This is a genomic window from Pseudoalteromonas sp. SG44-5 (genome assembly GCF_014164175.1).
GTDB classification, from domain to species: domain Bacteria; phylum Pseudomonadota; class Gammaproteobacteria; order Enterobacterales; family Alteromonadaceae; genus Pseudoalteromonas; species Pseudoalteromonas nigrifaciens.
Genome location: NZ_JACJES010000002.1, coordinates 409,309 through 431,865, shown reverse-complemented (window position 1 = coordinate 431,865; position 22,557 = coordinate 409,309). Strand labels below are relative to the sequence as shown.

Annotated in this window: 21 protein-coding genes and 1 pseudogene; 11 read left to right on the top strand and 11 right to left on the bottom strand. The window is 37.3% G+C overall.

Annotation, left to right across the window (positions count from 1 at the left end; all coding sequences use genetic code 11):
* Nucleotides 1-512: 512 nt before the first annotated feature.
* Nucleotides 513-1,724, top strand: coding sequence for a porin (locus H5079_RS04270; RefSeq protein WP_182683500.1), 1,212 nt, complete (start codon nt 513-515; stop codon nt 1,722-1,724).
* A 788-nt stretch (nt 1,725-2,512) separates the two neighbouring features.
* Here H5079_RS04270 and H5079_RS04265 read toward each other — a convergent pair.
* Nucleotides 2,513-3,013: a GNAT family N-acetyltransferase gene (locus tag H5079_RS04265; protein WP_011328255.1), complete on the bottom strand. Its 501-nt coding sequence runs from the start codon at nt 3,011-3,013 to the stop codon at nt 2,513-2,515.
* 151 nt (nt 3,014-3,164) lie between these two features.
* On the opposite strand from H5079_RS04265, the gene H5079_RS04260 reads away from it, so the two are divergent.
* Complete coding sequence (locus H5079_RS04260; RefSeq protein ID WP_011328256.1) at nt 3,165-3,368, top strand: hypothetical protein; 204 nt, start codon at nt 3,165-3,167, stop codon at nt 3,366-3,368.
* 89 nt (nt 3,369-3,457) lie between these two features.
* Here H5079_RS04260 and H5079_RS04255 read toward each other — a convergent pair whose 3' ends face one another.
* Entirely contained in the window at nt 3,458-3,649 is a 192-nt protein-coding gene (locus H5079_RS04255) for a CPXCG motif-containing cysteine-rich protein (protein WP_182683499.1), read from the bottom strand.
* A 448-nt stretch (nt 3,650-4,097) separates the two neighbouring features.
* Here H5079_RS04255 and H5079_RS04250 point away from each other — a divergent pair, with 448 nt between their 5' ends.
* Together H5079_RS04250 and msrA are read left to right on the top strand one after the other, a co-directional pair.
* Nucleotides 4,098-4,619: a TetR/AcrR family transcriptional regulator gene (locus H5079_RS04250; protein ID WP_041454430.1), complete on the top strand. Its 522-nt coding sequence runs from the start codon at nt 4,098-4,100 to the stop codon at nt 4,617-4,619.
* A gap of 815 nt (nt 4,620-5,434) precedes the next feature.
* Entirely contained in the window at nt 5,435-6,034 is a 600-nt protein-coding gene (msrA, locus tag H5079_RS04245; protein ID WP_041454432.1) for a peptide-methionine (S)-S-oxide reductase MsrA, read from the top strand.
* Nucleotides 6,035-6,131: 97 nt separating this feature from the next.
* Here the strand turns inward: msrA and H5079_RS04240 are convergent, their stop codons facing one another.
* A complete protein-coding gene (locus H5079_RS04240; RefSeq protein WP_182683498.1) occupies nt 6,132-8,243 on the bottom strand; it encodes a TonB-dependent siderophore receptor in 2,112 nt (703 codons plus the stop codon).
* 836 nt (nt 8,244-9,079) lie between these two features.
* Nucleotides 9,080-10,000, bottom strand: a complete 921-nt coding sequence (locus H5079_RS04235) for a transposase (protein WP_182683497.1) — start codon at nt 9,998-10,000, stop codon at nt 9,080-9,082.
* 368 nt (nt 10,001-10,368) lie between these two features.
* On the opposite strand from H5079_RS04235, the gene H5079_RS04230 reads away from it, so the two are divergent.
* Nucleotides 10,369-11,562, top strand: a complete 1,194-nt coding sequence (locus H5079_RS04230; protein ID WP_182683496.1) for an acetyl-CoA C-acyltransferase family protein — start codon at nt 10,369-10,371, stop codon at nt 11,560-11,562.
* Nucleotides 11,563-11,725: 163 nt separating this feature from the next.
* Here H5079_RS04230 and H5079_RS18325 read toward each other — a convergent pair whose 3' ends face one another.
* Together H5079_RS18325 and H5079_RS18320 are read right to left on the bottom strand one after the other, a co-directional pair.
* Nucleotides 11,726-12,166: an AraC family transcriptional regulator gene (locus H5079_RS18325; protein ID WP_220488936.1), complete on the bottom strand. Its 441-nt coding sequence runs from the start codon at nt 12,164-12,166 to the stop codon at nt 11,726-11,728.
* Nucleotides 12,163-12,591, bottom strand: a complete 429-nt coding sequence (locus H5079_RS18320) for an AraC family transcriptional regulator (protein ID WP_220488935.1) — start codon at nt 12,589-12,591, stop codon at nt 12,163-12,165. The genes H5079_RS18325 and H5079_RS18320 overlap by 4 nt, the downstream gene beginning before the upstream one ends.
* Nucleotides 12,592-12,859: 268 nt before the next feature.
* On the opposite strand from H5079_RS18320, the gene H5079_RS18315 reads away from it, so the two are divergent.
* The 4 genes from H5079_RS18315 to H5079_RS04205 all read left to right on the top strand — a co-directional run bounded on the left by H5079_RS18315 (nt 12,860) and on the right by H5079_RS04205 (nt 17,153).
* Nucleotides 12,860-13,048 carry a hypothetical protein gene (locus H5079_RS18315; RefSeq protein WP_011328267.1) on the top strand — a complete coding sequence of 63 codons (189 nt, stop codon included), beginning with the start codon at nt 12,860-12,862 and terminating at the stop codon, nt 13,046-13,048.
* 118 nt (nt 13,049-13,166) lie between these two features.
* Nucleotides 13,167-14,546: an NAD-dependent succinate-semialdehyde dehydrogenase gene (locus H5079_RS04215; protein ID WP_011328268.1), complete on the top strand. Its 1,380-nt coding sequence runs from the start codon at nt 13,167-13,169 to the stop codon at nt 14,544-14,546.
* 389 nt (nt 14,547-14,935) lie between these two features.
* On the top strand, nt 14,936-15,565 hold the full coding sequence (locus H5079_RS04210; RefSeq protein ID WP_089368324.1) for a response regulator transcription factor: 630 nt from the start codon (nt 14,936-14,938) through the stop codon (nt 15,563-15,565).
* The gene (locus H5079_RS04205) at nt 15,552-17,153 is read left to right on the top strand and encodes an MASE1 domain-containing protein (RefSeq protein WP_011328270.1); all 1,602 of its coding nucleotides are present in this window, start codon (nt 15,552-15,554) and stop codon (nt 17,151-17,153) included. Before H5079_RS04210 ends, H5079_RS04205 begins: the two co-directional genes overlap by 14 nt.
* Nucleotides 17,154-17,181: 28 nt before the next feature.
* On the opposite strand, the gene H5079_RS04200 is transcribed toward H5079_RS04205, so the two are convergent.
* A complete protein-coding gene (locus H5079_RS04200; RefSeq protein WP_011328271.1) occupies nt 17,182-17,724 on the bottom strand; it encodes a hypothetical protein in 543 nt (180 codons plus the stop codon).
* A 210-nt stretch (nt 17,725-17,934) separates the two neighbouring features.
* On the opposite strand from H5079_RS04200, the gene H5079_RS04195 reads away from it, so the two are divergent.
* On the top strand, nt 17,935-18,651 hold the full coding sequence (locus tag H5079_RS04195) for a metal-dependent hydrolase (protein WP_011328272.1): 717 nt from the start codon (nt 17,935-17,937) through the stop codon (nt 18,649-18,651).
* Between the two features lie 219 nt (nt 18,652-18,870).
* Nucleotides 18,871-19,014: pseudogene (locus H5079_RS18410) on the top strand (IS110 family transposase); the annotation flags it as partial.
* Nucleotides 19,015-19,048: 34 nt separating this feature from the next.
* Here H5079_RS18410 and H5079_RS04190 read toward each other — a convergent pair.
* The 4 genes from H5079_RS04190 to H5079_RS04175 all read right to left on the bottom strand — a co-directional run bounded on the left by H5079_RS04190 (nt 19,049) and on the right by H5079_RS04175 (nt 22,557).
* Entirely contained in the window at nt 19,049-20,083 is a 1,035-nt protein-coding gene (locus H5079_RS04190; protein WP_182683495.1) for a TMF family protein, read from the bottom strand.
* 98 nt (nt 20,084-20,181) lie between these two features.
* Nucleotides 20,182-20,820, bottom strand: coding sequence for a hypothetical protein (locus H5079_RS04185; protein WP_182683494.1), 639 nt, complete (start codon nt 20,818-20,820; stop codon nt 20,182-20,184).
* A 98-nt stretch (nt 20,821-20,918) separates the two neighbouring features.
* Nucleotides 20,919-21,530, bottom strand: coding sequence for a hypothetical protein (locus tag H5079_RS04180; RefSeq protein ID WP_182683493.1), 612 nt, complete (start codon nt 21,528-21,530; stop codon nt 20,919-20,921).
* A gap of 1 nt (nt 21,531) precedes the next feature.
* Nucleotides 21,532-22,557: a hypothetical protein gene (locus H5079_RS04175; protein ID WP_310736327.1), complete on the bottom strand. Its 1,026-nt coding sequence runs from the start codon at nt 22,555-22,557 to the stop codon at nt 21,532-21,534.

Below are 22,557 nucleotides of genomic sequence, written 5' to 3'. Positions count from 1 at the left end.
TTCAATTTTAAAAAGTTAACACTTCCTTATATTTGTATCCAAAAACAACATCAGTCAGCAATTGATATTGCTGCTGGTGCGTATTTAATTAATAAATTTTTGCTGACTGAATTTCATTCGCTGTTGTTAACATCTGCAAAATTATTTAATACAACTGTTTAACCTGTTTGTTAGCTTGTTTGTCGCATTTAGTTTTTATTAAAAATATTTTTGTATATATTGATGATATAAAAGACACTTAGAGCTTTTGCACTACCCTTCACTTTTTAGCCAACTTGAAAAAAACTCACCTTTATTTTTTTAATTTCTAATACCAAACAACTACCCAGCAACTTAAAGTATTAAAAAAAGCAACACCACAAAAACAAAATTAACGCTAGGTGAATATTTGCTATTTATTTTGTTTATTGCGGGTGATTATTTTTCACTTTTGAGCATATTATTGCTTTGTTAGTCTTCAACCCCACAGATATACCCCAATAAAAAAGCATCAAATTTACACAAGGCAACAAATGATAAATAACAAGTTAGCAACTCTACTAAGCGTAAGTATTTTAGCGGCTCCAGCTGTATCAGCAGTAGAAGTTTATAAAGACGATAAAAATGCTGTCTCTATTGGTGGTTATATTGACGTTCGTGCGATCAATACCCAAAACCAAACTGAAATAGTAAATGGTGCCTCGCGTATTAACTTTGCTTTTAAACGCCAATTAAAAAATGATTGGGAAGCACTGGCCTTAATTGAATGGGGTGTAAACCCTGTTGGTAATAGTGATATTGTTTATAATAACCGTTTTGAATCTATTCAAGATGAGTTTTTATATAACCGCTTAGGTTATGCCGGCTTATCGCATGATAAATATGGTCAAATTACCATTGGTAAACAATGGGGTTCGTGGTTCGATGTTGTTTACGCCACCAACTACAGCTATGTGTGGGATGGTAACGCAGCAGGTGTTTACACATATAATAAAGACGATGGCGCAGTAAATGGTACCGGTCGCGGTGATAAAACGCTGCAATATCGCAATACTTACAACGACTTTGAATTTAGCGTACAAACGCAGCTCAAAAACAGTGAGTTTTACACTTGTGATGTAAGCAATATTACAGAAGCACAGTGCCAAACAAAATGGGAAGCTGGCGATGCGACAGCACAAAAAGTAGAGTTTAATTACACTTTTGGTGGCGCAGTAACTTATAACGTAACCGATATGCTTACGTTAACTGCCGGCATTAACCGCGGGGAGTTTGACTTACACTTTGGCGATGGCACAACTCGCTCAGTAGAAGATATAATTTATGGCGCTGGTATTATTTGGGGTAACATTAACGCACCAGGTTTATACGCTGCCGCTAACATTAATAAAAACGAAAACCATGATACCGACAATTTGGGTCGCTTAATTAAAGAAGCAGTTGGTATAGAAACATTTGTATCTTACCGTTTCGATAATGACTTTAGACCATTTATTGCATACAACCTTTTTGATGCTGGCGACGATTACGTAATTCAACCTAACTTTAACGCCGATCCTAACGATGTATTTAAGCGTCAATTTGCCGTTATTGGTGTTCATTACTTACTTGACGACAATACCCAGCTTTACATAGAAGCACGTAAAGATTTTGGTGACTTTGAAAGTGCTAATAAAGAACAACAAGCACTTATGGAACAATCGGAAGATGACGGCATCGCAATTGGTTTTAGGTATATACTTTAAAGCCTAACATAGTTTTATAAAGGCCTTGTTATAGAGCATAACAAGGCCTTTTTTATTGGTTTTAAGTTTATAGCATCACTCAGCCATGCTGCTTTGAATGTCTATTTGGGCGCTTAAAACTATATTTACAAATGTTGTACTTACGTCATTTTTTAAATTGAATTTGTAGTGGACTTTGCGTACTTACATTCTCCAGCGTTATAAAATGACATCCTCACTGTAAAATTTCTTGTGCACAATACACTCCTAAACATTACAATCTCGGTTACTAATGTTTGCATATGCCTAGGTTTGCTAACACTATTTGGCGAAAACCCGACTTGTTTACTTTCACATTTATGGCCTTGATTAACAAGAGCAACTAGCTTATCTGGATAGACCGTATGGCTAATAAATTCATTGCTAATTGTGCTTCTTAGTAATGGCCTTGAAAACGCTATATCAATTTGCTCTGTAGCTGTCATTTCAAATAACGTTACGTGCACTTGCATATAGTAGGTTGTATAAGTGCGGACCAAAGCCACCATAAAGGTTAAACACGCCGAACTCAAATATGCAATTTAAGTGAACCGGATAAGTCGTCATGAACTCAGATATTGTAATTTGAGATAAATATCTGCGCTTAGCATTTACTACTGCCCTGCTACTTTAGAAATTTAACACCTTTGCTAAGGTATTACTCCCTCACAATAAGTATGATGTGTTCTTCACTGTGTTTACTTATAAATAATTACAGTAATTACGGAGGTAACGTTTAGATTTAAACCGGCTATTGTAGCACGTTAACTCTATAATAATTTATACCAAAGTGAACTGTTATCACTATTTTGTACACCACACTTTGGCGTAAATCCTAGCTTTATTAGCAAAGCGTGTGAACGTTGGTTGTGTGTACTTACCTCAGCATACAAATGTTTTAATTGTAATGCAGGCATTACTGCCATAAAACCTAAAAGCACTTCTTGCATAATTCCTTGTTGCCAAAAATCTGGGTGTAGCTCAAAACCTATAAAAGCAGTTTGCTTGTCTGTATTTATTTTGTATAAACCACACGAGCCTAACAATTGGCCATTGCTGTTATGCTCAATTGCTAAGCGCAATACACCCCCTTCGTAATAGCCGCTAATATCGTTTTGTATTAATTGCTTTACCTGTTGCTGGCTAAGCGGTGTTTGGTAATCGTTATATTGAGACACTAAAGGATGATTTAAAATGCCAAACAAAGCTGCGCCATGTTTGTGAGTTATTAAACGCAAGGTAACTCGCGGTAGTGTTATTGTTTTAAACATGCAATTACCAAAATTATAAATTTTTGAGCTACCTACTACTTAAATTCAATATTTGTAAAAATAGCTATTAAGCAATAAATAGCACTTTATATAACAGTATTATTAACTTACCATACTGCATTAACAAGCAATATATTGAGAGTAATTAGCCATGAGTGACGATTTTAAAGTAATACAGCCCACTACCACGGTTTATTGCCCTGAGCGCGGCGAAGGTTGGACCCTAACGGGGATTACTAATATTAACGAGTTCACTTCGGTGATGTTTGACGGCACGCGCTACACCCTTCCCGCTCGCGAAATTATAGAGCAGTTATTGCCAAACCAATTAGCAAGAGAGCAGCAAAATAAATAACGACTTTTTAGCTTACATAAATAACCAAAAGGCTGCTTTGATAAAAAGCAACCTTTTGGTTTTAAATTAAATCTGCGAGATTATAAAAGTTAAAATGCATCATCTTCACTGTATACATTAACACCAAGCTCAGCATCTTCAAAAACTTTAAAAATAATTGGCTTACAACACACCTGGCAGTCTTCAATATACTGTTGGTCTAAATCTGCAGCATCTAGTAAAACGTCAATTGTTTCGCCGCAATAAGGGCAGCCAATCGATTTTTCGGTTAATTGATTCATTTACACACCAACCATTATAAATAAAGTTATTTTAGTTAAAATGCAGCTATTAAACAACATATCCTAAGTATTACACTGTTCTAATTTTTATAGCATTTACGCGAGTAAATATTATCGCTTATAACCAGGCTACTGGTTTATTTTAATGCGCTTAAATAAGGCAATAAACTCTAACTTGAGAGTTAGATAAACAAACTAGAACCTGTAGAATGAACAAATACATGTTTGCTATAATAATAACAATGCAGATTATTAATTGAGCATGCTCACAATAAAAATGAGCGCACTCAATTACTATTTACTTAATTTAGTAAGTAGCGAATAGTCAATAAGCATTTGCAAGCTTAAAATAGGGTACTCAGTTGTTTTTAATGCAGTTTTATAAACACTTATTTTGCACTTACAAACATTACTTAATAAAACTAGTAGAGAGCAATACACAAATATAATGGATAAAAAACAGAGAACACGTAATAAAATTTTAGCATCTGCTTGGGAGTTATTTTTATTACAAGGTTACGAGCATACCTCAACCCGAGAAATTGCAACAGCTGCTGGTGTGGCTGTGGGCACTGTATTTAGTCATTTCGAAAATAAAATAGACTTATTAATTGCCGGAATGCAGCAACAAATTACCGCTATAATTAATCAAGCTCGCGCATCCGATAAACAACACTCTCCTAGATTAAAACTGCGTCATTATGCACATCCCCTGTATTATTTTTATTGTGAAAACAGTGAATTTAGTAAAATACTTATCAGTAATGTTATTTGGCAAGCAACCTTTTTTAGTGAGCAAGTAAGCCTGTTTAAACAGTTATTATTTCAGCAGCAAACTCAAATTGATGACGTAAAAGCAAGCGTAATGATTGACTGCTACTTTATGACTTTAATTAGCGGGTTAAACGAGCAATCTCCCAATGCCGATGCTATGTTAAGGCAACTTACCCAAAAAATAGCTTTGCTATAAACAGAGCACTATATAATTACTGGTAACTAAAACGGAGCATCGCTATGCGGTAAGCCCCGCCCTTTACTTATGATAAAGAAAACATAAAGATTAGCGCTATTGCTAAACTATACTCACCCACAACAAAGCATGATGTGTTCTTTTTGCTCATAACTTTGTCCATTAAAGCTAATAGCATTCAGTATAAATAAAATAAGCTCTGAATAAGGTGTTTAATACACTAGCCATTTCTTATTAAACTCCTATTCTGCACTTTAATAAGTACAGGTAATATTATACATTCCCAAACAACTACTGTATATAAATACAGTTACCTGCAATATTGTAACCCAGCTAAGTAAACCGGCACCATTTAAAGTTAAAACTTTATATATAACAACCTATTATAAAACTGAATTTATACATAAAGTTTATTATATAAAAACAAACACTGTACGCACACAGTCAACGCCATTTGTGCTAAATATCTTACTTCCCTACTTTTTAAATACATACCCCCACCAGCGGTATTGGCAGTTAACATTTTATAAGCTTGTGTACTAAGCACCTACCCGCTATCTTTTTGCTAATGCCTAGTTGTGATCCACCGGCAATAAGCATTTTATTAGTTTTACTGTTCTTAAAATTAGCTAACAAGCTTTGCGTTAGTCTCAAAAATAGGGTTTAGGCTTTAAAGTGGGTTTTATTAAAGCGGCCTCATTCACTAAAGCGCGTTGCGGCTTACAAATAAAAATGAAATACGTTTTACTAATAGCGGGTCTAGTAACTATACCAATATATTTATTTATACATTCATCAAACAGATGCGAGATTTTATGAAAAGAATATTAGCCTTAGCGTTAACATCATCCGTTATATTTTATGCCTCGCTCGCCCATGCAAACAAAACCGAAAAAGCCGTTTTAGCCGGAGGTTGCTTTTGGTGTATGGAAAGTGATTTTGAAAAGCTAGCAGGTGTAACCGATGTAATATCGGGTTTTACGGGAGGTAAACTTAAAAACCCAACTTATAACGGCAATCATCGTGGTCATTATGAAGCTGTAGAAATTACTTACGATCCTGCAATAGTTAGCTATAAAGCTATACTCGAGCATTACTGGGTAAACATTGATCCCTTTGATGCTAAAGGCCAATTTTGCGATAAAGGGCCAAGTTACTTAAGCGCTATTTTTGTAGCTAACGAGCAAGAGCGCAAATTAGCAGTGCAATCTAAACAAGCAGTGAGCAAACAGTTCCCAAATAAAACCGTGGTTACCCCTATACTAAACACCAGTACTTTTTACCCAATTAAAGGCGATGAAAGTTACCATCAAGATTATTATAAAAACAATCCTATTCGCTACAATACCTATCGCTGGCGTTGTGGGCGCGACAACCGCCTAGAAGAAATTTGGGGCGATAAAGCAAGCCACTAAAGTACCCACAATAAAATACCTTACTCAATACTAGATTAACTAACAGGCTGCTTATATTAACCAGCCTGTTATACGTTTTTAAAATACGTGTAAGGTATTAAAACTTAAACGAGGCAGAAAATCTAACACTACGAGGCGTGCCTGGTTGCACCCAAGCGTCTGAAAATGAGCTGATATAATAAGTTTCATTAAATAAGTTATCTAGCTCCCCTGTTAGCGTTATTGAGTCTGATACGGCGTAACGCATAAATGCCCGAGCAGTTATATAACTTGGCAGTGTAAAGTTGGTACCAAAAAAGCCATTTCGATCTCCCACATAAAGTAAACCACCACCCAATTTTAGTGCTTTTCCATTCACTTCTGTCGACTTTACCAACTGTAAACTCAATTGATGCTGAGGAATATTTAACAGCGAGCTGCCTGCAGCTATATTTAGGCCAAAGTTGCTATCGTAAAATGAATTTTTGGTTGTTGCATCAACATAAGCATAAGACGCCCACAGGTTTAAGTTATTCGTTAGTTGACCATTTATATCAATTTCAAACCCTTTACTTTGCGCCTCCCCAATAGCGGCACTGGTAAATGCTGTTGGATCGTCTACTACCAACATATTTTGTTGCTCAACTTTAAATAAGGCTAACGTGCCCACCAGCGCACCGTTATTTAAACTAACCTTAACGCCAACTTCCTTTGAAGTTGTTTGGTTTGGTTTAAAGCCGTTTCCCTGGGCGTCGGTACCCGAAAGCGGACGAAAGTTTTCACCATAAGCCGCATAAGCCGATATAAAGTCAGACACCGCATACACAGCCCCTAATTGCGGACTAATACGCGATTCTGTTTGTTTATACCCTGTATTAGTTAAACGATTATTAAGTGTTTGCTTAAAATCGTCTAAACGCGCGCCAAGACGTATATCTAGCTTATTGGTTAAACTTATTTGATCTTGTATAAATACGCCCAATGATTGCTGAATTTCAATACGATCAGTATGAGTGGTGGGTGCAGGTAGCGCATAAGCACCATACTCTGGGTTATATACATTAATATATTGATCGCCCTTTACCTGTAGTAAAAACTGATCGTTTTCAAATTTATCGGTATCAGCCCCTATAGTTAAACGATGCTCAAACCCTGCAAAATTAATATCGCCAGTAACTTCGCCGCGTAAAACCTTATAGTTTGCACTGTAATCTCGATAACGCCTAAAGCGATTAACCTCATCATTCACTACACCTGCAAAACCAGTTTCAGTGGCAAAACCGGTTAACTTAGTATCACGGTAATTAGCAGCAATTAATACACTCCAGTCGTCATTAATATCATGCTTAAGTTCAAGCTGATGGCCAATTACTTGTGCTGTAATAGGGCCATCACCCGGCTCACCTAAAAATCGGTTTGCAGGAATAACCCCAAGCTCACCATTTATTGCTAACACTCCTCTATCAAAAGGTATTGTTTGCTTACTGTATTCAAGTTCGTAAATCAGTTCACTATTGTCGTTAATATACCAAGCTACTGATGGGCTAACGCCTTGTTTGGTTTTTTTAATGGTGTCTCTAAAGCTATTTGAATCTTCATAAAAACCGATCAGTCTAATTGCAACATCATCAGAAACCCCAGTGGTGTAATCTATATCAGCCCTATAGGTATCCTCACTTGCAACAGCAAGTTTTAGTTCGCCTGCGGTATCAAATGTTGGCCGTTTAGTTATTAAGTTAACCACTCCGCCAGGTTCTCCCCGGCCAAATAACGCAGCACGCGGCCCTTTTAGCACCTCAACCGAGGCAATACTTGACAGATCTCGCGTACCACCCAAGCCCCAGCCTATATTAAAGCCATTAACTAAGTAGTTACTCGAGAGGTTTTCATCTCCTGTAAAACCACGTAAAGCAAAATTATTTAACAGGCCACCAAAGTTATTTTGCCTAGCAACCGAAGCAGATAGATCCAATGCTTGGTTTAAATCCCATGCGCCAGCATTTTCAAGCGTTGCTAAATCGATTGTTTGCTCAGCTTGTGGTGTTTCTAAAGGCGTAAAGTTACTGCTGTATACATGGCGCGAGCCTATCACTGCAACCCTCTCTATAGCTGTATTAGCCTGATTAAATAGCGGTGGTTGCTCAAAGGCTGAGCTTGTTTGGCTGGTAAATAAGAAAACTAAACAAGCAGATAAATAAGTAAGCTTACGCTCTTTAAAATTGGTGTTCATTGTTAACCTTGTTAATTACATAACTAAAATTGAATTGCAGCCTAAAGCAGTAACTAGTGCTTAGTACTTATAGGCTGTTTGCAAAGCTTGGCATGTGAGGTAATGCCGCTTTTGTTGGATTACGTTTAAAGCATTGACGTTTATAAAGTGCTGTAGCTTATAAACTGGTTATACAAATTTACGGCCATAGCCGTGTGATTAGAATTAATTAACTTACAAAATGACATGCCTAGCGTGATCATCACCAGCGGCGTGTAATTAATACTAAATACCCAGGTACGTGCTCATATAAGCATTCGTGCGGTACGTATGATTTAAGCTGTAGTCGTAGGCTAAAATAAATTCGGTGTGTTTGGTTAAGTGCTGTTGCTGCAAAGCGGCTTTATATTAAAGATAATACTGGGCGCCGTTTTTCGATAAAAGTCCAAAAAATTCAATAGATTAAATTGGCTTGTTCACCCTTGCTATTATCCATACTATATTGAGTAAACTAAAGCTGGCAGTCTTATACCATAAACGGTGTTTATTGCAATATTGGCATGAAGTTATTTATTAAAAATGGGACAGGCATATTAAAAAGGGATTATTGGGATTAAAATGGGACAGGCACATATAGGGATGGGATTAAAATGGGACAGGCACATATTACCTGGTTTATTTAACCTCAAAGTTCGTCATCGTTATTTACTAATTCCCTCTCACTTCTACGCTCTATTAGTTTATATAATTTAAGTTATTAGTAGATATATGTTTAGTAGGGATATCAGGCAGGTAAAGTTAGTTTCAAAGGTGGTTTGTTAAAGTTGTTGTTTAAGTTATCGCTGAAGGTGTGGCGCTCACCCTGCACCTTTGTACCATTTAACATCGTTATTCGCGGCTTGCTGCTTTAATCGTTGTTTACTCCCTGCAAAGTTTGAATATTTATGCCTAAATCGTTGAATCGATTCAAGCCATTGTGCTTCTTCTATATTCAGAGTAACTAGCACTTTAGGAATTGCTTTATTTATATATCCTTTTTTGTTTGGAGAAATTTGACGACCACTCCAATCTACTAACTCTAGGTAATCTAGTAACGCAAAAGGTATAGTGTGTTTTATGTTGTTAGCGCAAAATGGCTTTAGCTGACTTGGTTGACTTTGATCTTGAACACTATCTTTTTGTTTTGAGCGGTTATTTGTTTGAACCGTATTTTTAGTAAAGGCTGTCAATTGCGCTATACGTTCTTGAATAGAAGTAAAATCACTGTCTTCTAACGTACCGGCCATGTTTGCTCTAATAGGATTTAAATCGACATAGGCCATGCAACTAAGCAATGCGGTTTCATCTAATAATGCTTGTGATTTATAGCGCCCTTCCCAGTACTTACCTGTGCAGCTATCTTCCTTATTTGCTTCACGGGCAATGTATTCATTTAGGTTTTTCATATACCAGCTTATGTCGTAAAGTCTTTCTCGCCATTTAGCTATAATTTCATTAACGCAAACTAAACTCGCATTATCTAACTGCTCGCCTTTTAAGTAACTATCCACCAAAGCGTGGCCATTATAAAGCCTATACCAGCGTTCAATTACTTCACTATTTGCCCAATCTAGTGCCTGCTTTCTATTAACATTTACAACTAAGTGATAGTGATTACTCATAATTGCGTAAGCTGCAATCTCTATGGCAAACACACTACTTAACAACTTTATACGCTCTACTAGCCACTCTCTGCGGTGATCAAAGTTTTTACCTGTGTATTTATCATCACCACACAAAAAAGCTCGCCTAACGCATCTAGCTATTAAGTGATAATAAGATGTTGATGCCAAATCAATGAGATTTTTTCTTGCGCGTGTCATAAAATACAAAACCAATAACCACTGGATATAATAACAGTAGTAGCTAATGTGAGTTTTGCAAATACTTTGTGCCTGTCCTTTTAAATCTTTTAAATCCTCTTTTTAAATCTCTTTAAAGCAAAAACATAAAATGATTAACAAAGTTATATATCAACTCAACGCCTGCAGCTTTAGTTTATTTTAAAATTATGTTTTGATGAATTAAAGTCAACCTTTATCCTTTTGCTCTTTTAATATCATTTAGAACAAAGTGGATACAAGCAAAAAAATAATAAGAGAACACAATGACACAATTTAATAACAATAGCGTAGTAATATTAAGCGCAGTACGCACTGCTATCGGTGGCTTTGGTGGCAGCCTTAAAAACTTCACTCCCGCTCAGTTAGGCACTATGTGCGCCAAAGAAGCATTAGCCAGAGCAAATATTTCACCAAAGCAAGTTGGTTCATGTGTGGTAGGTAAAGTGATACATAACGGTCCTAAAGACGCGTATTTGTCGCGAGTTATTGGGCTAGATGCAGGGTTACCAATTAGCAGTCACGCGGTAACACTCAACCGCTTGTGTGGTTCGGGTTTAGAAGCCATTATACAAGCAGCACAACAAATTCAATTAGGTGATGTAAACGCAGCTTTAGCAGGCGGAGCAGAAAGCATGAGTAGCTCAGGCTATACTCTAGCAAGTAATCGTTGGGGCCAAAAAATGGGTGATAGTACAGTAGTTGATGAGCTAACTACCACATTACAAGACCCATGGGACAACACACCTATGGGCGTTACCGCTGAAAACATTGCAGAAAAATATAGCATTAGCCGCAAGCAACAAGACGCTTACGCAGCACAAAGCCATCATAAAGCGGCTAAAGCCATTACCGCAGGCTATTTTAAACAGCAAATAATGCCCATCGAAATTAAATCTCGTAACGGTAATCAAATTTTTGATACTGACGAGCATGTTCGTGCTGACACAACGGTCGAAAAACTCGCCACCTTAAAACCCTACTTTAAACAAAATGGTACAGTCACCGCAGCTACCTCATCAGGTATTAATGATGGCGCAGCCATGTTAGTGCTTATGTCGGAGCAAAAGGCCAATGAGCAAGGCTTAAAACCACTCGGTCGCCTAGTCGGTTATGCCAGAGCAGGTGTTGAGCCTTCATTAATGGGCACAGGGCCTATTCCTGCTGTGCAACAGGTGTTTGAAAAAACTGGATTAACTATTGATGACATGGACGTAATAGAATCAAACGAAGCCTTTGCCGCACAGGCATTATGCGTAGGCAATGAGTTAAACTTTCCTGAGCATAAAGTAAACCCCAATGGCGGAGCTATAGCACTTGGCCACCCTGTTGGCGCAACCGGTGCTATTTTATCGACCAAATGCCTGTACGAACTGAAACGCATTAACGGTAAATACGGCTTGGTCACTATGTGTATTGGTGGCGGACAAGGTATAGCTGCTATTTTTGAAGCGCTTTAGTTATAAAAGATTTTAAAAGAAATAGCGGCTTGAAGTGAGCCGCTTTAATTTAGTAAAAATAAAGTTTTGATTGGTAAGGGGCAATATTTAACCTATTAATTATTTTATGCCTGTCCCTTTATATCTGCTTTTTGACCATCTGGAAGACTGCTGTTGCGATGCTTTAATCCAAGTCATTATTTGGACTGATGCCAAACAGTCGTTTATATTCTCGGCTAAACTGGCTAGGGCTTTCATATCCTACTTGCAGGGCAATGTATGATATTTGCGCGTCATTGATTTTAATCAGCCGTCGCGCCTCCATTAATCGTAAGTTTTTTTGATACTGTAGCGGACTCAACTGAGTAATTTTCTTAAAGTGTTGGTGAAACCCTGAAACACTCATACCGCAGCGGCTTGCCAAGTCTGCAATAACCAAAGGTTCATCTAGATGTGCTTTCAGCCAATCGACTGCTTGAGCAATACGATGAATATGGCTGCCATTCGTTACCAGTTGGCGCAGCTTATCGCCTTGTTTTCCTGATAGTAATCGATAATAAATTTCTTGCTGTATTAAAGGAGATAGAAATTCAATATCATTTGGATAATTAAGTAACTCTATCAATCGATCAAACGATCAAACGATGGCATGATAGAGTCATCTAATTGCCATTTGATTCCAAAATAACCCTCGTCTATATGTTTTTTAGGTGGTATTTTAGCCAGAACGTCGCGAATCATTAGCAAATTTAATTTCATAGATAATACAACAACAGGATTGTCTAACGAAGCCTGTTTAATATGTATGTTCAATGGAGCGTCTACTGGACAAAACATCAGGTTAGTATTGTCAAACTTTACACAATCTGTTCCTAAGTAAACCTCGCGCTCGCCTTGTAAAACAATACATATACTAGGCTCTAGGACGTAACCGATTATTTTTTCTGGCCTGTCGGCACAATGAAATACTAAGTCTGGAATATCTGATTCGATGGTTTGGTTCTTAGGGATTAATCTAAGTAGTTGCTCAATGTTTGTTTTCTGCATCATATTTTACTTATTTTTAGAACCTGATTGACAGTACAAATTTTTATAGGATTAGGCAACACATTTGTAGGACTATTATAACGAATTATTAAGCTGTCCCTTATAATGATCGCATCACAAAATGAAAGTATTACACAGCTTAGGCAATAGCAGCCGGTGATCAGTTTGGGCATACAAGTCTTGACAATGGTTCACTAAGTTTTTGATTTGGTGTTCTTTCAAGAACCAGATAAAAAGGGTTTTAATCCAGAACAGCTGTTTGTGATGGGTTATGCAGCGTGTTTCGATAGCGCGCCCTGAACATGGCAGCACAACAGTTAAAATTACCAATTACAGCTTCAATACATCTGCTCAAGTCGGTCTTGGTATGAAAGCCGATAATAGCTATAACTTAATATATATAGATCTGTCTGTTGAAGTATCACGTATTAACAATGTGCAATCACAAAATCTCATCTAACCTGTCCTTACTCTAATGCAACATTTAGTATTGATGTACGCTTACATGTTGCAGTTGTATAAATAATAGTTGTACTCAGTGAGTCACTATAAATGAACTTTTAATCCAAGGAATATTTATGAGCGAATATAAAGTAACCAATCCAGCAACTGGCAAAGTTGAAGCCAGCTACCCTACTGCAAATGAACAAGATATTCAGCAAGCCATCACAAAAGCTGATGATGCCTATAAAGAATGGCGTAACATCTCTCTTAGCGAGCGCAGCGCACTTCTGCACAAAATTGCAGATATCTATATTGAGCGTCAAGATGAGCTGGCAAACATGATCGCTGTAGAAATGGGCAAGCCTGTAGCCCAAGGTAAAGGAGAGCTCGCTCTAGTCGCTGAAATATATCGCTATTATGCAGACAACGCAGAACAGCTATTAGCACATAACCAAATCAATGTAGCCGAAGGCTCAGCTTTTGTAGAGAAACTGCCAGTAGGCGCATTGTTAGGAATTATGCCGTGGAACTATCCGCATTATCAAGTAGCACGCTTTGCAGCACCTAACTTTATGGCAGGCAATACAATTATTTTAAAGCATGCCCCGCAGTGCCCTAAAACGGCAGAAGTAATTGTCGAAATTCTTAAAGATGCCGGTTTACCAGATGGCGTATATAACAATGTATTTGCTACCAATGATCAAGCCGCAACTATCATCGAAGACAGCAGAATACAAGGCATCTCATTAACAGGTTCTGAGCGTGCAGGACAAGCAGTTGCTAAAATAGCAGGCGGCGCCCTTAAAAAGGTCGTTTTAGAGCTTGGCGGTTCAGATGCCTTTATCGTTGCAGCAGATGCTGATATTGAGCAAGCAGTAGCAGATGCCATCACCGGCCGCTTTGGCAATACTGGACAAGCTTGTAACGCCGCTAAGCGCCTAATTGTCGTTGAAGCCGTTTATGATAAGTTTGTACAAGGCTTTGCCGATGCGGTTCGTGAGATGACGTTGTCTGATCCATTAGATCAAACAACCTTTATCGGACCGATGTCCTCAAAAAGCGCTGCAGTCAATTTACAAAAGCAGTTAGATGAAGCAATAAAAGCTGGTGCCACCGTTCTAATTGAAGGCGGCATTGTCAAAGACAAGCCAGGCGCTTGGTTTGCTCCAGCAGTACTTACCAATGTCGATAACTCAATGGCTGTTTATAGCGAAGAACTATTTGGTCCTGTTGCTGTTATTTATAAAGCTCGTGATATCGCTGATGCGATCAAAATTGCCAACGATGTTCCATTTGGTCTTGGTGCGTCAATCCAGACTAAAGACTCAGAATTGGCAGCTGAGATTGCTGATCAGTTAGAAGTCGGCATGGTGACCATAAACGCACCTTCTGGTACTGAAGCCAACACCCCTTTTGGCGGTGTTAAGCGCTCAGGCTTCGGTCGTGAACTTGGTACCCTTGGTATTACTGAATTCTTAAACTACAAATTGATTCGTAATAAAACCAGTGCATAGATTTAAAGTATAATTCTTATAAATAAATAACAAAAAGCCTAGCGTTAACATGCTAGGCTTTTTTGTTGCTCACTGACCCGTCCTGAAATAACTTTACGAACAAGGAGCTTATAAATAGACTTATCCATCTAAGAGCAAACATAGACTTTCAAATAACCACCAGCCCAAACTATAAATCTTCTAGAGATTAAGCTAGCTGACATTAAATTCCACAGCTTATTTTTAGTAAGATCGTGAAGTATTCAAAAATTTAGGCACTGTAAATTATTTTATGCCTGTCCCTTTATTTTTCTGTCCCTTTATTTTTCTACCTAATTACCCTTTCTAAGATTTTTTCCTAGCCAATACTTACCTATTACCATGTATAATAATTTTAAAGGGAGATATAAATGCACATTGGTATCATAGAAGATCATCAACTAGTAAGAGATAGCTTTAAAAAGCTACTCGAATTACAGCCAGATTGGAAAGTAATAATAGAAGCTTGCAGCGTAAATGAAGCAAAGCTTGCGGTTGAACTAGAACAACCCGATATATTTATAGTGGATATATCGCTTAACGGTAAAGAAACCGGGCTTACTTTTTTATCTTACCTTTTTGAGCATTTTCCTAACATTAAAACCATTGTTGCCTCCATGCATGACCACGAACCCTATGTGAGTAACGCTTTGCGACTTGGCGCGTTAGGTTATGTGTCAAAACGCTCGGCTTCTGAAGAATTAATAGATGCGGTTAAGTCTGTAGCTTTGGGTAAGCGCTATATAAGCGAAGACGTAAACTTTGCCCTAACCACAGAAAGTAGCGCACTTACGCTACTAACAAATCGAGAAATAGAGGCCTTACCATTATTTTCTAAGGGGCTTAATGCCAAGCAAGTAGCACAAGCATTAGGAATAATGCCTAAAACTGCTCATGTCCATAAGGCAAATATATACACTAAGCTTAACGTTACAACTTCATTCGAGCTGTTAAAAATTGCAATAGATGTAGGAGTAATACAACTAGATGAGCTTACTTAGCCTATCCCCCTCGTTTAGTTTTTTTATTACTACAGCTTTTAAACAAGTAACCAAGCAGTTACTTGTTGGGCTTGTTTATTTTGTTATATTTGCTGCAACTTTTTGGCTCAGCAAAAATCTAGAAACAGTCCCCGAAAGCAGCGCAATTTTTATTCCTGCGGGCATTAAAATTGCCTTCTTTTTACTTTTACCTACAAAGTATTGGCTAACTTTATGGGTAACATCTCGTCTTCTCGCTGCCTTTGTGGGTGCTTTTAATAATGAAGTTTTAGCTCTTGCACAATGGGATTTTAATTTATTTCATGGTTTTTGGCAGGAGCTTTGCTTTGTTGCGCTTATTTATATTTTAAAAAACAGCCGTTGGCCGCCCAGTATTAACGATAGCCAAGGTATACTTTCGTTAATATTACTGGCTGTTGCTAGTACATCTATTAAATGGTTTGTATTTGCTAGTGCGTTTGAATTTACCAATATACTGGTTGCTACAGAATTATTACAGTACCAGTTAAATATGTGCCTTGGGGATATTACCGGCACACTATTAGTCACTCCGCTAATGATGCTAATTTTTAGCGTGAGGCATAAATTAAATAAATCGCTATTACTAAAAATGATGCATTTAGGGGCTGCTTTATTGTGCCTTTTATTAATTGTAATTTTTGTATATGCACTACGCCCCGACACCTACCCGCTACTAAGGCTCGCCTCGTTATTACCCATTATTTGGTTTTCGTATAGGTTTGGCTCTTTGGGCGCTGTAACCAGTGCCACGTTAATTAATAGCTTAATTATACTCGAGGCAAGCTTTACTCATGCCCCTGAAAACACTTATATAAGCCAGTTATTCATTTTAGCAAATGCAATTACCAGTATGGTTTTAGGCGCTGCAATTACTGAACTAAAACGTAAAAATAATGAGTTATATAAAACGAACCTAGAACTCAGAAAGCAGTTAACTAAAAACACACACCTTGCGGCTAAAATGGTTAGCGTACAAGAAAATGAGCGAAAACATCTTTCTCAAGAGTTACACGACGAGTTGGGTCAAAATCTCACTGCTTTAAAAACTGACTTATCTATTTTGTCTCACATGAGTAATAAAGATACTCAGTCGTTTGTTAAAAGCTTAAAAACGAATGCCAATACCATGTACGATTCGGTATACCAATTAATGCATTACCTTCGCCCACGCGAATTAGACGAACTTGGCTTAAATAAGGCAATAACAGCCGGGCGACTAAAAAGTTTACTGCATAAGGCAAAAATTAATTTTCAGGCCGACTTTAAAATTCATAAAGCCCTGTCAAAAGATCATGAAATAGCTATTTATCGAATATGCCAAGAAGCTGTAACTAACTGTGTTAAGCATAGTAATGCCAGCAAAATGCATATAGAACTCGTAACCGATAATAATTTTATTACACTAACCATTAGTGATAATGGCAGTTTAGCAACACCTGCTAACAACTCGGGTAATTATGGTTTAGCTTTTATTGAAGAGCGCGCAATGGCATTGGGCGGAACTTTTGAAGTGTGTGTAAAAAATGGCTTTACCATTAAGGTAAAGCTTCCTTTTTACTTTGATTAGTTAGCACATTGCTTAATTTGTAAATTGCTTAGCAAATAAAAACTTGTTTAGTATAAAACTTTTGCCTTAATTGGCCTGCTTCTATATGTTCGGGATTAACTTGTATTTCAGCTTGGTTACCTATTAGCTGCAGTAGCATACCTTGTGCTATTTGGCTGTTGCCAAGCCTTGACTTTACCACCACTTGCTTGCCTATAGCGCCTTGTAATCGTGGCTTTGGCAAACTAGGTTTGCTAATTGGTTTTAACCCTTCCGACTTTGCAAATAAGTTTACGCAGTGCTGCTTAGCTGCAACTATCAAATCGTCTTTACCTTTAACCACGTCAACATTATTTAATAAATGGATAAATGCTTGATTAGCTCTATCAAACTCTGTAGACACATCAGTTAAACCCCGTATAGCTGCCCATTTTCGAATGACTATATATTTACCCTTTTTAATACGCGCTAAACTAATTGAGGCACCTGTCATTTTGCTATACCACTCAATACGATAGCAAAATGAGCCTAGGCTATGTAAAAACACCGTAATATTGCCAAATTCCTTTGTGCTTGCTTCAATTAAACTCATTTTACTTCCCTAACGTCCTAGTTAAATTGAGTTTATTAGCAAATAGCCTGGTATAAAATCATCCATATTCCTAATCCATCTAGGAAAATGGCTTAGAAAATACAAGTGGATTAATTTACGGCACTGTTAATTATTTTATGCCTGTCCCTTTATTTGTCTTAAAGAACATAATTGTTAGAATGCCCTCCTATTTCCCCATCAAGAGACACAATGGCAAACTTCAATACTCATCTTAATACTGCGCTAATCATCACAGGCTTAGCCTCAGCCACCTTATTATCTGCAGAACATATTGATTTAAAGGGCGCGCTCTGGTTATGGTTTTTAGGTTCAATCGGCGGTTTATTACCAGATATAGATTCAGATAACTCCACATCTCTCGACACTATTTTTAACTTATTTGCACTGAGCGCTGTATTACTGGTACTGCATTACATAACCACTGAGCTAATTATTAAAATTAGTTTTATCGAGTTAATTGTCGTGCCGTTATTGGTTTACGGATTTATGAAATATATTATTAGACCACTTTTTGAATGGATCACAGTACATAGAGGCAGTTGCCACTCTTTACTATTTATACTGCTATGCGCGCTATTAACAACACAAGTAACATGGGAACTGAATGATCAATCAACCCCACAAGCAGCCACCTTTGCCTGGTTAACGGGTGGGTTTATTTTACTCGGAGGATTAATTCATTTATTGCTGGATGAAATTTACAGTGTAGATTTAAGTAATGTCACAATTAAACGCTCTTTCGGGACCGCTCTAAAAATAGCTGACTTCGATAATAAATTAATTACATTGTCGTCAATTATTGCCATTGCAGGTTTAATCTATGTCGCTCCCCCTACAAAACAAACTATCACAGCGTTAAGTGATTGGTCTCACTTTAGATTTCAATCTTTAAAAATTAGATTTTAAGCCCTCTATACGCATAATGATACGCATAGCGAAATCAAGTGAATAGCATTGACACCCACCCTAGTTTTTTCAAAGTGATTAGCGTGGGTGTCATCATAATTTTATTCTTTGTGTTTGCTTCAATAAAACTCATTTCACCTAGGGAAATAGTTTATAAAATACCAGCATGAAATTTACTGCTCTGTTTTTTTATGCCTGTCCCTTTATTTCTATACCATCATCAGATCATTAGCATTTAAGTGGATAAGAATACTATTTAGGTGCTGGAAAACACATACGCCCTACGATGAATCAACTTACTTAATCGCATTGAAAAGTAAGGGATCACCGCTGTTAAAATTTGCGGTGGTAAGTGAGCTTTAGTGCTTGCTGTCCACCTCAGGGCGTGTTGTTAGCTTTATGCTACTTTTAATTTTATTGCCGATTGAACTTCTAACAAGTCTGCGCTAGCTCTATTCCTTCCGTTTATTTGTCCATTTGTATTCATTCTAGAGATCAACAAACCTAAGTTATCATGATTAAATGCGTTTAAATAAGGTCTAATCAAAGAGTCAAAGTATGAGTCAGCCATATTAAAATTCCAGCTATTTGCGAACCCTTCAATTATTAGCCGGTGACATGCATCTATCCACTCAGATGAACTTGAAAGAGACAACATTTTCTCTACATAAAGCACATTATCACTGAGTTTATAAACTTCACCAAAGTTGATGATTTTAGGAAACTCTGAAATTAATTGTTTACTGGCAAACCATGTGTTGGCGTTATAATTTGCTTGTAATGTTATTTGCTTTTTCCTTTGCTTTGAAAATATTGATGAAAGACGTTTATACTTTGATTCAAGTTCAGCTAATTCACTTTTTCTATTGGCAATTTCAGAGGTTAAATCGGATTTAGCGCTTTCGGCTTGAGAAGCCTTTTCAATTAACTCTAAGTTAAGAGTGTTTTGTTTGGATAATCCTTCATCTTTTAAGCTTGCTAGTTTTTTATATTCATCTATTTCATTATCTTTGTTTTTTAAGACCTCTTGATGAAATTGTTGAACCTTTTGAACAGAAGACCGAAGTTCATTACTCTGCTCAAGAGTGAGCATTGTTTCACTGCTGAATTTATCTCTTTTCTTTAAACCTTCACTTTTATTCCATTCTGTATATATGAAATGAAATCGTTGAAGTATAGGTTGTAGTAATAATATAACTGCCGTGATTATCATCGGCATTATTACTGTTGAGTAGATGAAACCATTTTCAGGGGAAACTATACCTGACTTAAAGTCAATTAAGCGTTCATCAAATTTTTTTACACCAAATATTAATGGTAAGACGACAAGCCAGTTATACAATATCCATGAAAATATATATGTTCCGTAAAGAGGACTACTTACTCTTTGATAAAGTGCGGCTTTAAATGAATTAGTTATTTCCTTAAGCATTAATGGACTCCCAATCCTTGTGTGATACTCGATAAAGCTAACGCCCAACTCAGCGGGCAATTGAAGCGCAGCGAAAATTGATCCGCTGCAGTTGCTTGTTAAACCTCGCCAACACGAAGAATACCTCTAAAGTCTTCCTCTACAGCCTTGCGAGCTTGCCCCATTTCATAATTTACTTTTTCAAATAATTTTTGAAGATTCGGAGTATCACTCCTACCCAATGATTCACCGGAGCTGATGGCAACGCGAGATTGGTCCAGCGTCTGCGCTGCGGCCACATAAAACTCAGATACTCTTTTTGCTATGTCAGTAGAAAAATATATTTTATTCTTCTCAAAGCTTTCAACAAAAGAATCAAATTTTGGTAGTGCCAACTCATATGCTTCTTGTTTTGAAGGCTTGTCCCTACCGAAGTAATCCGGTCGAATAGTGTCGTAAATTGCCTCGTGTAGCTCAACTAATAGCTTGTAAACATCATCAATAATTGAGGCACGTTTTTCGATTAGCTTTGCATGACCTAGTTGTGCTGCGTGTCTTTCAATCTGTAGTTCATGCTCAAGTGTTTGAGTTTGACGTGCATGTGAAGATTCAATCTGCTTCAGTGCCGCATCAAATTGGTATTTTTCCCTCATATGAATGCGATTTTTCCATATGGCACCTAAAAAAGCTGAAAATGCAGCTAGTATCGCCGCTGCTCCCCCGATTTCTTTTAACGTGAAGCTTAAAATTTCATCCATTATCGATTACTACTCCATGAGGTTTAACGCTTCAATAACCGGCGCAGCTTTGCTGCGTCCGGCACCGAAGGCGCGTAGTTAATTGACTTGTTACATGCTTAACCTTCATGATATTCCCACCTTAAAAAGTTCATAACTATTGCGTAAATATTGAACACAAATGACTTGAGAAGAAGCAATAAATACACGAAGCTACTCCCGATTAATGCATAAGCAGTTTTTATAAGAATGCTCTTTATGCAATTTTCATTTGGGAACAAGGTCACCACATTTGCTATGAAACCATCTGCTTGACCAAGAATCATTACCAGTAAGTAGAATATAGATATTGCAATGTAAGCAATGAAGACCTTCATAAAAGTAAAGAAGTTATATTTCAAAGTTGGAAGGCCAGTCTCTTTGTTGATGTGCTCCATCATAGCCAGCATCATTTTTGGCTTGGATAATGTCGCAAATATAGTAAACCCCGCAATTAAAAAACCTAACGTTGTTATACTAAAGTTAAAACCGAATTCCGACCACTTCCTAACATCACCTAAAATAACAGCCTCATCATCAACTAACACAAATGCATTGAGTCCAAGAGCCAGCATTATCAAAAGTAAAAAGATAACCTGAAATTTACTTGGGAGTATTCTGCGCGAAAGTTTATATACATCCCACAGTGACTTCTCGCTAGTTAAATCTTTATCTTCAAATGAATAGCTCATTCTATAACCCACGGAATATGCTAACCACTTTAGCAATAACTTCGTCGGCTAAAACAGGTAGTTTAATAACATTTTCGGCAACTAGATGCTTGAATTGTCCATACTTGACTGTCGCAGCTCGCTCAGCATCGCGCGGTAAATCCTCAAGCTCTACTGTTAAACTAAAGTCATCATTACTGCCGTTGATTGTATCGCCCTGCTCGTCATAGCCTTTAAGTTTTACTTCAGAGTTACCTAATCCAGATGCTGCGCTAGCTTGTTCATAAACCTTATCTCCTTCCAAACCCTCTTTGGGGTTTGAGAATTCAACTTTTGCAGCCTTACTATTCATTTCTTCTCGGCGTCGGCCAAAGTCAGACCAAAAATCATCATTATCAATTTCTTCTCTATTAGTTGGAAGTAACTTAATAGAAACCTTATCTATATGCTTTAAGCGAGTAACAAAATCTTTTAAAGACTCTTTGTCTGACAATGGCGTGATACGAAGGATTGGGTAAGGGTATCTGTTTACTAAAGATTTTTTCGTAACTCGTTCAACTTCTGGGTTTTCTTCTTTTCTTTTTTTTGCTTTTTCAAACTCATCTTCTATGAATTTCTTGTGTTGCTGTTTTAAGCAGTATTGGCTAGTACTTTGAAAGTTTGAAATAGTTGGAGCACCTGGAACTTCTTTACAAAGAATCAACCTATGCGTATTAAGAACTAGCAAGAAAGTCGAGCTTGGGGCTGTTTCAAGCTCGCTTTTATCCTCAATTAACCCTCCATCCTCACGAAATATCTGATCACGCTTGAGCCTAGTATTTTTAACAATCTTTCCAGAAATGCCAAGCACAGGGGCTTCTGGATTATCATCAAGCTTAATTAGCTTTGTATCTAAGAAGAAATACTGGCCTTTATCCTTCAGGTTTCTAATGTATTTCATTTCATGAAATGAAGGCATCACAACTTCATCAAAAAGATCTAGTAGAACCTTATCTTCACCAAATTTTAGTGTGTAATTTCCAAATTCTAATTTTTTAGTAAAAGCCAC

Coding starts and splice junctions, on each gene's coding strand:
- H5079_RS04270 (WP_182683500.1), top strand. CDS start 513: ATGATAAATAACAAGTTAGCAACTCTACTAAGCGTAAGTATTTTAGCG.
- H5079_RS04265 (WP_011328255.1), bottom strand. CDS start 3,013: ATGTTTAAAACAATAACACTACCGCGAGTTACCTTGCGTTTAATAACT.
- H5079_RS04260 (WP_011328256.1), top strand. CDS start 3,165: ATGAGTGACGATTTTAAAGTAATACAGCCCACTACCACGGTTTATTGC.
- H5079_RS04255 (WP_182683499.1), bottom strand. CDS start 3,649: ATGAATCAATTAACCGAAAAATCGATTGGCTGCCCTTATTGCGGCGAA.
- H5079_RS04250 (WP_041454430.1), top strand. CDS start 4,098: ATGGATAAAAAACAGAGAACACGTAATAAAATTTTAGCATCTGCTTGG.
- msrA (WP_041454432.1), top strand. CDS start 5,435: ATGAAAAGAATATTAGCCTTAGCGTTAACATCATCCGTTATATTTTAT.
- H5079_RS04240 (WP_182683498.1), bottom strand. CDS start 8,243: ATGAACACCAATTTTAAAGAGCGTAAGCTTACTTATTTATCTGCTTGT.
- H5079_RS04230 (WP_182683496.1), top strand. CDS start 10,369: ATGACACAATTTAATAACAATAGCGTAGTAATATTAAGCGCAGTACGC.
- H5079_RS18320 (WP_220488935.1), bottom strand. CDS start 12,591: ATGATGCAGAAAACAAACATTGAGCAACTACTTAGATTAATCCCTAAG.
- H5079_RS18315 (WP_011328267.1), top strand. CDS start 12,860: ATGCAGCGTGTTTCGATAGCGCGCCCTGAACATGGCAGCACAACAGTT.
- H5079_RS04215 (WP_011328268.1), top strand. CDS start 13,167: ATGAGCGAATATAAAGTAACCAATCCAGCAACTGGCAAAGTTGAAGCC.
- H5079_RS04210 (WP_089368324.1), top strand. CDS start 14,936: ATGCACATTGGTATCATAGAAGATCATCAACTAGTAAGAGATAGCTTT.
- H5079_RS04205 (WP_011328270.1), top strand. CDS start 15,552: ATGAGCTTACTTAGCCTATCCCCCTCGTTTAGTTTTTTTATTACTACA.
- H5079_RS04200 (WP_011328271.1), bottom strand. CDS start 17,724: ATGAGTTTAATTGAAGCAAGCACAAAGGAATTTGGCAATATTACGGTG.
- H5079_RS04195 (WP_011328272.1), top strand. CDS start 17,935: ATGGCAAACTTCAATACTCATCTTAATACTGCGCTAATCATCACAGGC.
- H5079_RS04190 (WP_182683495.1), bottom strand. CDS start 20,083: ATGCTTAAGGAAATAACTAATTCATTTAAAGCCGCACTTTATCAAAGA.
- H5079_RS04185 (WP_182683494.1), bottom strand. CDS start 20,820: ATGGATGAAATTTTAAGCTTCACGTTAAAAGAAATCGGGGGAGCAGCG.
- H5079_RS04180 (WP_182683493.1), bottom strand. CDS start 21,530: ATGAGCTATTCATTTGAAGATAAAGATTTAACTAGCGAGAAGTCACTG.